At 62.5% G+C, this 13735-nt stretch carries 14 protein-coding genes; 9 read left to right on the top strand and 5 right to left on the bottom strand.

Annotated features, from left to right (window positions below; genetic code table 11):
• Positions 1-28: 28 nt before the first annotated feature.
• From AB8A27_RS22065 to AB8A27_RS22055, 3 genes are all read right to left on the bottom strand, one after another.
• A complete protein-coding gene (locus AB8A27_RS22065; RefSeq protein WP_441243748.1) occupies positions 29-2293 on the bottom strand; it encodes a TonB-dependent siderophore receptor in 2265 nt (754 codons plus the stop codon).
• Between the two features lie 193 nt (positions 2294-2486).
• Positions 2487-3551 carry an AbrB family transcriptional regulator gene (locus AB8A27_RS22060; RefSeq protein WP_441243747.1) on the bottom strand — a complete coding sequence of 355 codons (1065 nt, stop codon included), beginning with the start codon at positions 3549-3551 and terminating at the stop codon, positions 2487-2489.
• A gap of 114 nt (positions 3552-3665) precedes the next feature.
• Entirely contained in the window at positions 3666-3950 is a 285-nt protein-coding gene (locus tag AB8A27_RS22055; protein ID WP_441244985.1) for a PsiF family protein, read from the bottom strand.
• A 198-nt stretch (positions 3951-4148) separates the two neighbouring features.
• Between AB8A27_RS22055 and AB8A27_RS22050 the strand changes: the two genes are divergently transcribed.
• The 6 genes from AB8A27_RS22050 (at position 4149) to AB8A27_RS22025 (ending at position 8720) form a co-directional block, all read left to right on the top strand.
• The gene (locus tag AB8A27_RS22050; RefSeq protein ID WP_441243746.1) at positions 4149-4655 is read left to right on the top strand and encodes a hypothetical protein; all 507 of its coding nucleotides are present in this window, start codon (positions 4149-4151) and stop codon (positions 4653-4655) included.
• Between the two features lie 168 nt (positions 4656-4823).
• On the top strand, positions 4824-5813 hold the full coding sequence (locus AB8A27_RS22045) for an HNH endonuclease (RefSeq protein ID WP_441243745.1): 990 nt from the start codon (positions 4824-4826) through the stop codon (positions 5811-5813).
• Between the two features lie 144 nt (positions 5814-5957).
• On the top strand, positions 5958-6344 hold the full coding sequence (locus AB8A27_RS22040; protein WP_092150378.1) for a CidA/LrgA family protein: 387 nt from the start codon (positions 5958-5960) through the stop codon (positions 6342-6344).
• The gene (locus AB8A27_RS22035) at positions 6341-7063 is read left to right on the top strand and encodes an LrgB family protein (RefSeq protein WP_441243744.1); all 723 of its coding nucleotides are present in this window, start codon (positions 6341-6343) and stop codon (positions 7061-7063) included. Before AB8A27_RS22040 ends, AB8A27_RS22035 begins: the two co-directional genes overlap by 4 nt.
• A gap of 165 nt (positions 7064-7228) precedes the next feature.
• Entirely contained in the window at positions 7229-8008 is a 780-nt protein-coding gene (locus tag AB8A27_RS22030; RefSeq protein ID WP_441243743.1) for a sulfite exporter TauE/SafE family protein, read from the top strand.
• A 34-nt stretch (positions 8009-8042) separates the two neighbouring features.
• Entirely contained in the window at positions 8043-8720 is a 678-nt protein-coding gene (locus tag AB8A27_RS22025) for a DsbA family protein (RefSeq protein ID WP_441243742.1), read from the top strand.
• Positions 8721-8806: 86 nt separating this feature from the next.
• On the opposite strand, the gene AB8A27_RS22020 is transcribed toward AB8A27_RS22025, so the two are convergent.
• Entirely contained in the window at positions 8807-9022 is a 216-nt protein-coding gene (locus AB8A27_RS22020) for a hypothetical protein (protein WP_439087470.1), read from the bottom strand.
• 135 nt (positions 9023-9157) lie between these two features.
• Between AB8A27_RS22020 and AB8A27_RS22015 the strand changes: the two genes are divergently transcribed.
• Together AB8A27_RS22015 and AB8A27_RS22010 are read left to right on the top strand one after the other, a co-directional pair.
• Positions 9158-9814, top strand: a complete 657-nt coding sequence (locus tag AB8A27_RS22015) for a DNA-3-methyladenine glycosylase family protein (protein WP_441243741.1) — start codon at positions 9158-9160, stop codon at positions 9812-9814.
• Between the two features lie 132 nt (positions 9815-9946).
• Positions 9947-11041, top strand: coding sequence for a DUF2855 family protein (locus AB8A27_RS22010; protein ID WP_441243740.1), 1095 nt, complete (start codon positions 9947-9949; stop codon positions 11039-11041).
• 10 nt (positions 11042-11051) lie between these two features.
• On the opposite strand, the gene AB8A27_RS22005 is transcribed toward AB8A27_RS22010, so the two are convergent.
• The gene (locus AB8A27_RS22005; RefSeq protein ID WP_441243739.1) at positions 11052-12806 is read right to left on the bottom strand and encodes a chloride channel protein; all 1755 of its coding nucleotides are present in this window, start codon (positions 12804-12806) and stop codon (positions 11052-11054) included.
• Between the two features lie 221 nt (positions 12807-13027).
• Here AB8A27_RS22005 and AB8A27_RS22000 point away from each other — a divergent pair, with 221 nt between their 5' ends.
• Positions 13028-13585, top strand: a complete 558-nt coding sequence (locus AB8A27_RS22000) for an HNH endonuclease (protein ID WP_089267641.1) — start codon at positions 13028-13030, stop codon at positions 13583-13585.
• Positions 13586-13735 lie beyond the last annotated feature (150 nt).

Raw genomic sequence — 13735 nt, 5'->3', positions numbered from 1 at the left:
GCCGCCGGTCCTGCCTGCTGGCGCACCGCTACCAGCGATAGCGCAGCGTGCCGATTACCGTGCGACCCTGGCTCAGATAGCAGTAGCCGGAATTGCAGACCGCGACCTGCTCGTCGGCAACGTTATTGGCGTTGATCGAGGCCTGATAGCCCGCGAACTTGGGTCCAAGCTTGGCGAGATCGTAACGCGCGGCCAGATCGAACAGCGTATAGCCGTTGTTGCGCGAGGTGTTGTCGTTCGACGTCCAGGTTGCGTCGATATAACGGACACCGGCGCCGAGACCTAAGCCTTCGAGCGAACCGTTCAGGAAGGTGTAGTTCATCCAGCTCGACGCGGTGTGCTTCGGTGTCACCGCGGGGGTCTTGCCGAGCTCCGACGCGATCGAGCTCCTGGTGATCTCTGCGTCGGAATAGGTGTAGGCCGTCACCGTTTCGAGTTCCGGCGTGAGTCGTGCGCGTGCCTCGAATTCGAAGCCCTGCACGCGGATCTCGCCGACCGAAGCGTAATAGGCGATGCCGTTGACATAGCCGGCGAGCTTGGCGGCGTTCTTCTCCTTGAGGTCATAGATCGACGCCGTGAGTAGCACGTCGGGCCGTGGCTGATACTTCACGCCGCCTTCGATCTGTTCGCCTTCGGATGGCGCCAGCACGATGCCGTTGATGCCGAGCGAGGTCTCCGGCTGGAACGAGGTCGCATAGCTCACATAGGGCGCGATGCCGTTCTCGAAGTGATAGAGCAGGCCGGCGCTGTAGGAGAACGCACTGTCGCTCCGCGCGCCCGTGACAGCGCCCGTATAGGAATTGGTTTGCGTGCGATCGGTCCAGTCCTGCCGGCCGCTGAGCGACAGGTGCCAGTTGCCGAGCCGCATCTGGTCCTGCAGATAGACGCCAACCTGTTCCTGTGTCGAACGCGAACCGGACGTATAGCCCGGGGTTGGGCCGGCAATGCCGTAGACGGGATTGAGGATGTTGAGCGCATAGCTGGGATTCACGGGGCCCAGGCCGAGCTTGAAGTCCCAGGTATTGTGATCGTAATTCACGCCGAACAGCGTGCGGTGGACGATCGGGCCGGTGGCGAAGTCGGCCTGCAGCGCATTGTCGGTCTGCCAGCTCGTCTGGTCGTCGCCGACGGCCACGGCACCGCGGTCATAGACGGTCGATGTCGCCGTCGCAAAGCTGCCGCTGACATAGCGCGATTCCGCATGCAGCACGCCGAACCGCGTGTGTTGGCGGAACGTGAAGACGTCGTCGAAGCGATGCTCGAGCTTGTACCCGACTTGCGCCTGCTGCTGCCGCAAATAGTCGTATTTCGGATCGCTCGAGCGCAATTTGAGCGTCGCGCCGTTGACGTTCACCAGTTGGCCGTCGCGATTGAGCATGGCGACGCTGGCGTCGGTTTCGTCCTTCTGCAGGATGGCATAGGCCGTCAGCGTGGTGTCGATGGTCGGTCGCCAGGTGATCGACGGCGCCAGCATCAGCCGCTCGTCGGCGATGTCGTAATTGGTCTCGCCGGCGCGGCCGAGGCCCACCAGGCGGTACAGCAGCGACTTGTCAGAATTGGCGCCACCGATGTCGAACGCCGTTTGCATGCGGCCATAGGTGCCGCCTTCCAGTGAAATCTCGTTGACCTGATTCTCGACCGGGAATTTCGATCGGCGATCGACGAGACCGCCGGGGACAGACTGCCCATAGAGCACGGCGGCCGGGCCCTTGATCACCTCGACGCTGTTGAGCTGATAGGGTTCGGTCCGGAATGTGGTGAAGCCGGAGGGAAACTGCTTCAATCCGTCGCGGAAGTCACCGAGCGTCGTCGTCGAGAAGCCGCGGACATAGATCTGATCGAAACGCGGATCGTAGCCGAAGCCGCCGGTGGTGACGCCGGCTGTGTAACGCACTGCTTCGGGAATGCTGGTGACGCCACGATCATCGAGTTCCTTGCGGTCGATGACGCTCACCGAACGTGGCGTGTCGATCAGCGGCGTATTCGTCTTCGATGCCGAGCTGGCATGACCTGCGACATAGCTGTTGTTGTCGGCGCTATAGATGCGCTTGTTGACCGATGACGCGGGTGCAATCTGCGGCGTCGTCGCGCGCGTGCGTTGTGTTGCGCGTGTCGATGTCTGTGATCTCGTTGCCGTCGTGTTGCGCGCGCGCTGCTGGGGCTGCGGAGCATCCACCGTGACCGGTGGCAGGCTGGCCTGTGCGAATGCGTCGCGCGGAAGGTCCATCGCCAATGCCATCACACTGACGGTGCAAAGCAGTGCAGTCTGCTTCGTCGATCTTGTCGTTCTCAATTTCATTTCAACGCCCCGATGATGCTGGTCACACCAGCTTGATCGGGCGTCTAACTTGATTGGTCCTGTGGCGCACTACGGTGCGCGGTAGAATACGTCTAGACCTTGTGACGCGGGTATCTGCAACGCTGCAAGAAGCTCACATCGTTAGATCAATTCTATTATTTCAATCGGTGTCTGCGAGGACTGAAGATCAGTCGTCGATGTCGTCCTGCGCCTTGCCGAACAGATGCACGATGCCGGGCGTGACGATCGAGACATAGATGAAGCGCGACAGATGATGCGCGCCAACGAACACCGGATCGATATGCAGCGTCAGCGCCAGTGCGAGCATGGCGTCCATGGCGCCGGGCGCGAAGGCGACGACGACATCGCTCAGCTTCACGGTCGTAGTCAGCGCGATGATCGTGACGAACACCGACGAGATCGCGATGGCCACTGCGAATGAACCGAGCGCGGCCCAGACATGGCTGAGAATGGTGCGCGGCGAGATCTTGCCGAAGCGCGAGCCGATCAGGCTGCCGATGCCGACCAGCGCGGTGATATAGGCCCATTGCGGCAGCGTGCCGTGGACCCAGCCGGTGCCGTGCAGCACTGACGAAGCCATCATCGCGCCGAACATCCAGCTCGCCGGAAACTTGATCCAGCGCATGAACAGCGAGACGGCAACGGCTGCTGCGGCGAGTTCGGCAAGCGCCAGCGGTGAGGCTTCCGGTCCGCGCGATGGCAGCGGGCCATGGCCCATCAGGCCGGTGGCAGCGAGCAGCAGTGGCACCATGCCGGTGAGGATGATGACGCGGAAAATCTGCACGACCGCGATGCCCGGCACGTCGGCATTGCGCTCGGTGGCCAGCATGATGATTTGCGAGAGCGCGCCGGGGCTGCCGGCCAGCAGCGCGGAGGTGCGGTCCCAGCCATGGACACGTTGCAGATAGATGCTGCTGCCGAAGGTGGCGCAGAACGTGGCCAGCGCCAGCAGCGCGATGGTCACCGGATAGGCGCTGAGATTGTGCACCATCTCCGGCGACACCATCGAGCCAAGCGACAGGCCCAGTGTCATCAGGATGACATGAGCCATCGGCTGCGGCAGGCCGACCGGGCGGCCGAGGATGCCGTAGATGGCGACCGCGATCATCGCGCCGGAGATCAGTCCGCCCGGCAATTCCGCCCAATAGAATAGCGCGCCGCCGATCGTGCCGATGACGAGCGTCTCAAGGGTGGTGCGGATCTGCAGGGAGCTGGGAAGAGCGATGGCCATTTGCGCGGGAAGCTGAAGGAGCCCGCTTTATGGCAAAGTCCGGTCGAGCCGACAAATGCGGTGTGGTCTACCTGTCCCTCGCTTTCGGGCGAGGGACAGGCCGATGACGAGAGTTTAGTTCGGTTTTGCGGTCTTCTTGCACTCCGAACGGAATTTACGGCGCTCGGTGCCATGCAAGCCCTTGGCGTCGGCCTGCTTCGAACATTCGAGCGACGCCGCCGTGCGGGGCTTCTCGGCTGTCTTGTCCGCAGGCGCCATCTTGTCGGCGGGGGCCGCCTTGGCAGGCGCAGTCTTGGTGGCCGCCGGCGCAGGTGCCTGAGCGGCGGTCTGAGCGGATGCCGCCCCCATCAGCAGGACTGAGGCAACGGCGGCAGTGGCAAGGCTGGAAGCGAATCGGATCATGGCAGCACCTCGAATTGAACAGGGAGGACAGGGTGGGCGCGCCGGGCTGAACGGCAGGTGAATGAGTTGAAATATATCTGACGGTGCGATCACGATAATTTTTCGCAGGGAGCTGCGATCTCGTTGCCACATTCAGTGGTAGCTATAGGATGCCGCCGTCTATTTTTACTTAGTGTAGCAAAGGGAGAGAACGCCATGACGATGCCTGTCAAATTCGCCTGTGCGATTGCAGTGTCCAGTTTTGCTCTGCTTGCCTTCAGTCCGGCCCAGGCACTCACCGCGACTGAATGCAGTGCAAAATATCAGGCGGCCAAGACCGCCGGCACGCTGAACGGCCAGAAATGGAACGACTTCCGCAAAGCTGAATGCGGGACCGATGCCGCTGCGACGACGCCCGCTGCCACGCCCGCAGCAACCGCGGCGCCGAAGGCTGCCGAAACCAAACCTGCGGCTACGCCGAAAGCTGCTGCAGCCCCCAAGCCGGCAGCCACGACGGCTGCGGCTCCGGCAGGCCCTGCTACCTTCCCGTCGGCGGTCGATCCGAAATACGCCAAGGAAACGGCAGGCAAGGCGCGAATGCACACCTGCGTCGATCAATACAATGCCAACAAGGCCAGCAATGCCAATGGCGGCATGAAGTGGATCGAAAAGGGCGGCGGCTACTACAGCGAGTGCACCAAGAAGCTGAAGGGCGCCGCCTGATCAGGTCTGTCATATGCCGGCGCAACAAAAGCAGCGCGATCCGCGTCACAAGGAATGACGCGTGCCAGCGATTTCTTTGAGCTTTCGGCTGCAATGAGCTGTATCGCGTGGCTCGTGCCGCATCTGCACTAGCAAGACCCTGGGTTGATGCAATTGTCGAAAGCTCAAATGATCGAAGAGTACAAAAAGAACGCCGCGGACGCCGCGGCGTTCTATGATCAGAACTATGATGGTCTCTGCGCCTGGATCGTGCAGCCGACCGGCGAGAAATTCGTGCTCGGACCGAAAGAGAAGCGCGTCTGCCGATTTTGCGGCCTCGACGAGAGCAAGACGACGTTCAAGCTCGAAGCGCACGCTATTCCGGAAGCTTTCGGCAACAAGAGCATTTCCACCAATTACGAGTGCGATCCCTGCAATCAGTTGTTCGGCGGGGGAATAGAGACGGATCTCGGGGGCTGGTCCAAGCCCATGAGGACCTTCGCGCGAATACGTGGCAAGAACGGTGTCCCGACCATCAAGAAAGGCGGTCCGGGGCCGGGATGGAGGATCGAATACGGCGAGACCGGCTTCAAGATGAGTCAGTATGAAGATGATCCATTCTTCGAGGTCGACGAGGAGAAGAGGCAGCTGCGGTTCAGCCTCACGCGCGACAGCTATACGCCTGTGGCCGTCCTGAAGGCTTTCGTGAAGATCGGCCTGTCGCTCATGCCCGAGGAAGAAATCTTGAATTTTTCCGAGGCGCTCGCATGGATCCGGGAGAAGGATCACACGAAAAAGTTCTTCGAGGGCGCATCTGTGATCCGTACCTTCCGCCCTGGCCCGATGCCCAACGACGTGCTCTCGGTTATGATTCTGCGGCGAAAGGCAGGCGTTAGCGGAATCCCCTATTCCTTTCTTGTTCTCGGTTTTGGAAATGACCTTTTTCAGGTCGTCCTTCCTTCGCCAAGGAACGATGCGAGCGTGAAAGGAAAGGACATCACCTTGCCGCCGTTTCCAATGATAGCTGGTCCCGATCTGGAGAAGTACGGGTTGGGTCGTCGCGGCGTTCTCAATCTCTCGGGGCGCGATGTCGTGCGGGGCGAGAAGTTGCCAATTGTCCTCGGCTTTGAGTCGGCCACACTTATTCCTGGCAAACCGGTTCCGGGCAAAACGGACTGATCCTCGCAGGCCTGGTCCGGGTCGATTCGCAGTCATTCAGGTGCCGGCGGCGCTGTTCCTGTCGTGACCGCAGAACCCCCAGGCTTGTCCTGATCGACTTTTCCGGCTCTGCGGGCGATAAGAATCGTCACCCGCGGAGTCCCCATGATTGCCAGTCTGTCCCTGATCCTGCTGTGCCAGCTCGCTGGCGAGATCGCCGTGCGCGCTTTTGCGTGGCCGGTACCTGGCCCGGTGCTCGGCATGCTGCTGCTGCTCGTTCTGTTGTTGCTGCGTGACCGTGCCGTGCTGTTCGCGCAAGGGCCGCTGCAGGGCGGCGGCGTGGAGAATGCCGCGAGGGGCCTGCTCGCGCATCTGTCGCTGATGTTCATTCCCGCCGGTGTCGGCGTGGTGCAGAAGCTCGATCTGCTGGCCGAGCATGGCACGGCCATTGTCGGCGTTCTGGCGATCTCGGTCGTGATCACGCTGCTGGTAACGGTGGCGACGTTTCTCGTCATCAGCCGGATGACGACCCGCGGGCGAAGCGCGTCATGAGCGCCAATCCGTTCTCGCTCTGGGTCTATCTCTCGCAGCAGCCGCTGCTGTGGCTGACCGTGACGCTGCTGGTCTATGCGACTGCCGATGCGCTGTCGCTGGCGACCGGCCGGCATCCGTTCGCCAATCCGGTGTTCAACTCGATGTGGATCATCGCCGTGTTCCTGCTGCTGACCGGGACGTCCTACACGACCTATTTCAGCGGTGCGCAATTCGTCCACTTCCTGCTCGGTCCGGCGACGGTGGCGCTGGCGGTGCCGCTCTACGAAAATCGCAAGGTGGTGGCGGCGGCGATCGTGCCGATGCTGGCTGCGCTGGTGGTCGGCTGCGCCACGGCGATCGTCTCTGTCGTGTTGCTGGCAAAGGCCTTCGGCCTGCCGCAAAACGTGGTGCTGTCGCTGGCGCCGAAATCGGTCACCGCTGGCGTTGCCATGGGCATCAGCGAATCGCTTGGCGCCGACGCATCGCTGACCGCGGTGGCGGTGGTACTCACCGGCATCATGGGCGCGATCATCGTCACGCCGATGATGAACCGCATGGGCATCACGGACTATCGCGCCCGCGGCTTTGCCGTGGGCCTTGCCTCGCACGGCATCGGCACTGCAAGGGCTTTTCAGGTGGATGCGGTGGCCGGCGTCTTCGCCGGCATTGCCATGAGCCTCAATGCGCTGGTGACCTCCCTGCTGGTGCCGCTGGCCGTCACCCTGCTGGTGCGCTGACGGTCACGACAGCGTTTTTCCGGCAGGCGGATTTGTGATGTTGACTGCATGGAGCCGGGCCCAAAAGGCCATTATGGTCGCGCGTCCCCAGAACAGGATCCGGAAAGGTGGACACCGGTTTTTCTGGAGATCATGCTCGAATGAAAAGGTGAGAATCGACCGCTGATGATGACTGTGATGCAAGGGGCGCTCGGCCTGGCTTCGGGCGCGCTGGTCGGCTTCTCGCTCGGCCTGGTTGGTGGCGGCGGCTCGATCCTCGCCGTGCCGCTGATGGTCTATGTCGTCGGCGTGCCTGAGCCGCATGTCGCGATCGGCACCAGCGCCATTGCGGTCGCGGCCAATGCGGCGGTCAATCTCGGCAATCATGCGCGTGGCGGCAATGTGCACTGGTCCTGCGCGCTGGTATTTGCCGCTGCAGGAATCGTCGGTGCGCTCGGAGGTTCGATCCTCGGCAAGCGGGTGGACGGGCAGAATCTGCTGGCGCTGTTCGCGGTCCTGATGCTGGTGATCGCCGTGCTGATGCTGAAGACGCGCGCCCATGCCGGCGAGCAACGCGTCGAGATCAGCATGTCGAACACGCCATCGCTGCTGGCGCTGGGTCTTGTCACCGGCGGGCTGTCCGGCTTCTTCGGGATTGGTGGTGGCTTTCTGATCGTGCCGGCGCTGATGGCGGCCACGGGCATGTCGATCATGAGTGCGATCTCGTCGTCGCTGGTGGCGGTCACCGCTTTCGGCCTCACCACGGCGTCGAGCTATGCCTGGTCCGGACTGATCTCCTGGAAGCTTGCGCTGGTGTTCATTCTCGGTGGTCTGCTTGGCGGCCTGGTCGGAACCAGTTTCGCCCGGCATCTGTCGCTGCGGCGTGGTGCGCTGAATACCGTTTTTGCGTCTATCATTATTATGGTGGCGCTCTATATGTTGGCCCGCAACATCTACGTGACCTGAGCACTGGCGCCTGATGCGTCTTTCGGAGAACATCATGACCGCCACAATCCGCCAAAACTCACATGGCCTCACGACGCGCCGCGCTGCGCTCGGACTGCTTGGCGGCGCCATATTGTTGGGCACCCATGGCGAGATGCTGGCTGCTGCCGGTGCAGCCAAGGGCGATGACGTCCTCAACGAAGCCGCGGTGCTTCGCGATCCGGACATCCCGGCCGCCGGGAATCCGAAGGGCGACGTCACCATCGTCGAATATTTCGACTATCAGTGCCCTTATTGCCGCAAGATCGCGCCTGACCTGCGCGCCTTGGTGAAGGAAGACGGCAAGGTGCGACTGGTGTCGAAGGATTGGCCGATCCTGGGGCCGGTGTCGGTCCATGCCGCCCGTCTCGTGCTCGCGGCGAAGTATCAGAACAAGTTCCTCGAGGCGCAGGAGGCCCTGATCAGCCTCGATACCAAACTGACCGAGGCTATCGCCCGCGACCGGCTCGCAAAGGCTGGCATCGACGTCGATCGCGCCGTCGCCGATCTGCAGAAAAATCAGGATGCGATTGTCGCGAAGCTGAAGCAGATCGACGAGCAGGCGACCGCCTTCGGCTTCAACGGTACGCCATCCTTCATCGTCGGCAAGTTCCGCATTCCCGGGCCGATCACGAAAGAACAATTCGTTCTCGCGATCGCCGATGCGCGTAAAGCTGCGGCTGCGAAGAAGTAAAAGCCGGCACGTTCACGACAGAAAAACGCCCTCGCTCATCAGCGAGGGCGTTTTTGGCTGGCTTCAGCCGGTTTGTCGTTGGCGTCTTACGACTTCACTTGCGAGGTCAGCTTGGCCCAATCCTGTTTGGTGCGCGTTTTCAGCGCTTCCCATTCATTGGCGGCGACGTCCCAATTGACGATGGTCCGGCGCTCCTGCGCGGTCTGGCCGTTGGCCACAGACGAGGTCGACATCGAATCGTAGATGTAAACACCGACGCCCAGGATCAGCGCACCCAGGATCATTCCAAAAAACGTCCGCATGTCGATAAGCCTCCGTTGAGTGTGGATAACGTGTCTTCCAGAGCTTTGGTTCCCGGCCGGGTGGTGCGCTATTGCCGCAGCGCATTCATTGGCGGCATTGATCTTGCGGTCGCGGCGTGGTGATCCTTGGGAATCATGACCGTTCATCTCACAGATCAGTCCGTGCTCGACGACGCCGTGATGAAGCTGGTGAAACTGGACCCGCGCCTGAAGCCAATCCTGGCCATGGCCGGGATGCCGGCGCTGCGGCAACGCGCGCCGGGCTTCGAGGGGCTTGCGCAGATTATCTGCGGGCAGCAGGTCTCGGTGGCCTCAGCCTCTGCGATCTGGGGCCGCGTCTCCGGCGCCTTCTCGCCGTTCGATCATCATGCCATCCGCAAGGCGCGCACCGATCGCCTGGGCCGGCTTGGCCTGTCGGCGGCGAAGATCAAGACGCTGAAAGCGCTGGCGCGCGAACTCGTCGAGGAGCGGCTGAATCTCGACGTGCTTGCCGAGGAAGACGCCGATGCTGCGCATAACACGCTGGTCGCATTGCACGGCATCGGACCATGGACTGCCGACGTCTATCTGCTGTTCTGTCTCGGTCACGGCGACGCCTGGCCCGCGGGCGATGTCGCCATTCAGGAATCGATCAAGGTCGGGCTCGGTCTCAAGGAGCGCCCGACCGTGAAGCAGATGGCGCCGCTGGCAGAATCATGGCGCCCGCTGCGCGGCGCCGCGGCGCATCTGTGGTGGGCCTACTATCACGCCATCAAGAAGCGCGAAGGCGTGATCGGCAAGGTGACGACTTAACAGGGCTGCGACGTAAGACGGTCTGTCTTAAACGGCGTTTGAAACGGACGTTGTTTTAAACAACTCCGCTGTCGCAAAACAGACATTGGTCGCGGGAATGATCGCAGCAGAACAACGCTGCGGAGTTCGAACATGAGCACATGCACGCAATTCAATATCGCGAAGAATGATTTTCAAGGCACCGCGTTGGTGCAGATGTCGCTGCCGCGACTGGACGAACTATCCGATGATTGCCTTCTGGTCGAAGTCGAGCGCTTCGCCTTCACCGCAAACAACATCACTTATGCGATGCTGGGTGACCAGATGAAATACTGGCAGCTGTTCAAGGCGCCTGACGGCTTCGGCAACATTCCGGTCTGGGGGTTTGGCAGAGTGATTGCCTCGATGCATCCGCAGATCGCCGAAGGCGAGCGGCTGTTCGGCTATTTCCCGATGGCCTCGCATCTGGTGATCGAGGCCGCGGATGTCAGCAAGCGCGGCCTGCGCGATGGCGCGGCGCATCGGCAAAGCGTGGCGCCGGTCTACAATGCCTATGCGCGGGTGACCGGGGATCCGGCCTTTGCCGGGCGCAACGGCGACTATCAGGCGTTGCTGCGGCCGCTCTTCATGCTCTCGTTCCTGGTGGACGATTTTCTCGCCGAGCAGGAATTCTTCGGTGCCCGCACTGTCATTCTCTCCAGTGCGTCCAGCAAGACCGCTTTCGGTCTCGCGCATCTGCTGCACAGCAAGCGCAAACCGCTCCGCGTGATCGGCCTGACCTCGGCGGGGAATGCCGATTTCGTGCGGTCGCTCGGCTGCTACGACGACGTCGTGCTCTACGACCACATCGATAAGCTGCCTGTCGGTCAACCGGTGGCCTTCGTCGATATGGCCGGGAATGCCGATCTGCGCGGCCGGCTGCATCGGCACTTCAACGACAAGCTCGTCTATAGCGGCCGCGTCGGGCTCACCCATCAGGATGCAGCGGTGGATGAGGAGCTTCCCGGCGCCAAACCCTCATGGTTCTTCGCGCCGGACCAGATCCGCAAGCGCGCCAAGGAATGGGGACCGGGCGGCATCGATACACGCTTCAATGCGGCGTGGTCAGGATTCCTGCCGCTGCTGGAACAGTCGCTCGAGATTGCCGAGAACCGTGGCCCTGTCGCCGTCGAGCACATCTATCGCGATACACTGGCCGGCCGGGTGCCGCCGCATCAGGGGCATATGCTGTCGCTCGCGGACGGCTGACGACAGACCGTCACATCTCGCCGATCGCTTCGCGGCGACGCTGCTCGGACTCTTCGGCATAGCGCCGCGTCGCGTGGGCTTCCGATAGCGTGCCGAGCACGCGGTGGCTTGCTGGCTCGACGACGGCCAGCGATTCCGCTTCGGCGCCCTCGAATACCACCATGGCGTCGCGGATGTTCATGTCGGGATGCAGGACGACATCGCGACAATGCAGCAGGCTGTCGAGGCGGAATGCCGTCACATCAGGTGAATGCGCTTCAGCGACGGTGGCGAGGCCGACATAGCGGCCTTCGGGATCGACGGCGACAACCTGGGTCTTCGAGCCGAGCGGAAACTTCTCGCGGAATTCGTCGAGCGGCATGGTGGAGTCGACAGTCGGCACGTCCGGGCGGAGCAGGCGCTTGACGGTGAGATCGCGGATCCAGCCGACGTCGGCGGCGCTGCGGATGGTCTCGCCGCGCAGATGCAGGCGCCATGTGGCGAAGGAGTAGCCGAACAGTTCGCGCGTCAGCTGGGTGGAGATGATGACGGCCACCAGCACCGCGGTGGTGAGCCAAAGATTGCCGGTGGATTCGAGCGCGATGAACGACATGGTGAGCGGGCCGCCGATCACCGAGGCGGACAGCGCGCTCATGCCGATGATGGTGTAGACGGCGGGATCGATGGTGAAGCCGGCGCCGATCGCATTGAAACCGACCGCGAACAGATGGCCGCCGAGGGCGCCGAGAAACAGCGTGGCAAAAAACAGGCCGCCACGAAAACCCGTGCCGAGCGAGACGATCGAGGCAAGGGTCTTCAGCGCCATCACGAAGGCCACCAATGCGACCGGATAGGCTGTCATGCCGCCGAAATGCAGCGCGCCGTGTCCGGATGCCATGATTTGCGGCGTCAGCAGCGCCATCAAGCCGACCAGCAGCCCGCCCAGCGCCGGACGCAGCGGCGGCCACAAATTGATTTTGGTGAGCAGCGCTTCGGTCCAGGCGACGACACGCATGATGCCGATGCCGAAGGTCGCGGCGAAGACGCCGAGCAGGGCAGCCACGACGAGATCATGACCGAGCACGTCGCCAAACCGTCCGGCAACGATGCCGAGTGACAGCGGATCGAAGGCATGGGCGACGAAATAGCCGATCACCGCGGCGATGCCGACCGGCATCAGGCTCGCCGATGTGTAGCTGCCGATCACCAGTTCGAAGGCATAGAACGCGCCCGCCAGCGGCGCACCGAATGCGCCGGCGATCGCGGCCGCCGCACCGCAGCCGACCATGACGCGCTGATCGCCACGCCGCAGATGGAAGGCGCGCCCGATGGAGGCGCCGAGGCCGCTGGCGAGCTGGGTGTAGCCGGCCTCGAGACCCACCGAGGCGCCGACGCCGCTGGACCACACGGTTTGCAGCGCGACGATGACGCTGCCGCGGAACGACATCCGCCCCCCATGGAGCGCATTGGCCTCGATGGGGTCGACCTCGCGGGCCGGTCGCCAGCGCAACAAAAGCAGGAACGCGATGCCAAGCAGCAGCCCGCCCAAGCTGGGAACCAGAATCGCGCGCACCGGATCGATCCAGAACTGGCTGGAGAGCCGCTGGCCCCATTCCAGATTGAACAACACGGCGTGAAGGACACTGACCGCAGCGCTCATGGCGGCCACCACGAGACCCCCGATCACGCCGATCAGCGCCGCCAGAACCGCAAGGCTGGTTTCATGCGCGCGGACAAAGGCGCGCAGCCGTTGCGGGGCTTCGAGATAGCGGGAGGAAGGGACCATCGGGCAGCGTCCGGTATTCGCGGCCGCGAACCGGGCGCGCGCCACGGGGTTTAGCGGCAGGCGCTGCGACAGACCACCCGCAGTTCCCAGAAAAGCGTCCCAACACGGCGCTTTTGTGAGGGGATAAGGTCTGCCCTATGCCCTTCACAACCCTGTCACGCTGCCTGTAGTATGTGGAGACAGGTTGCTTCGCAGCCATATGTGGGGGTCAGGAGCGTTACTTGAACGCACATGTCTCGCAAGGCGGTTGGCCGGTTCTGGTCCTCAATGCGGACTTCCGGCCGCTGAGTTACTACCCACTGTCCCTGTGGTCGTGGCAAGACGCGATCAAGGCAGTGTTTCTCGACCGTGTGAATATCGTAGAGCACTACGATCACGCGGTGCGGAGCCCTTCGTTCGAATTTCAGCTGCCCAGCGTGGTGTCGCTGAAGTCGTTCGTGAAGCCGACGACGCATCCTGCTTTCACCCGGTTCAACGTCTTCTTGCGCGACCGCTTCTCCTGTCAGTATTGCGGCTCGCATGACGATCTGACCTTCGATCATATCATCCCACGCTCCAAGGGCGGCCAGACCACTTGGGAGAACGTTGTTGCGGCCTGTTCGCCCTGCAATCTGCGCAAGGGCAACATGACCACGCAGCAGGCGCGCATGTTCCCGCGCCAGACGGCCTTCGCGCCGACGGTGCACCAGCTCCATCGCAACGGCCGGCTGTTTCCGCCGAACTATCTGCACGGCAGCTGGCTCGACTATCTCTACTGGGATACGGAACTCGATCCGTAGGCGTCGTCGGGCGCTACTGTCGTGGGACTCATTCCTCAACGGCATGTCGAGCGGGCGGATTCTGGCCTAGAGGGGGACTATGATCGATGTGGTGGCTGGCGGTTGTTCCTTAGGAGTGCCGTGCCCCATGCGTTTCTCCGTCCGAGCCGG

Origin of the sequence: Tardiphaga sp. 768_D3_N2_1, from assembly GCF_052076105.1 — a bacterium.
Classification (GTDB): Bacteria; Pseudomonadota; Alphaproteobacteria; order Rhizobiales; family Xanthobacteraceae; genus Tardiphaga.
The sequence above is the reverse complement of the archived record's forward strand: the minus strand, read 5'-3'. Positions and strand labels throughout refer to the sequence as shown.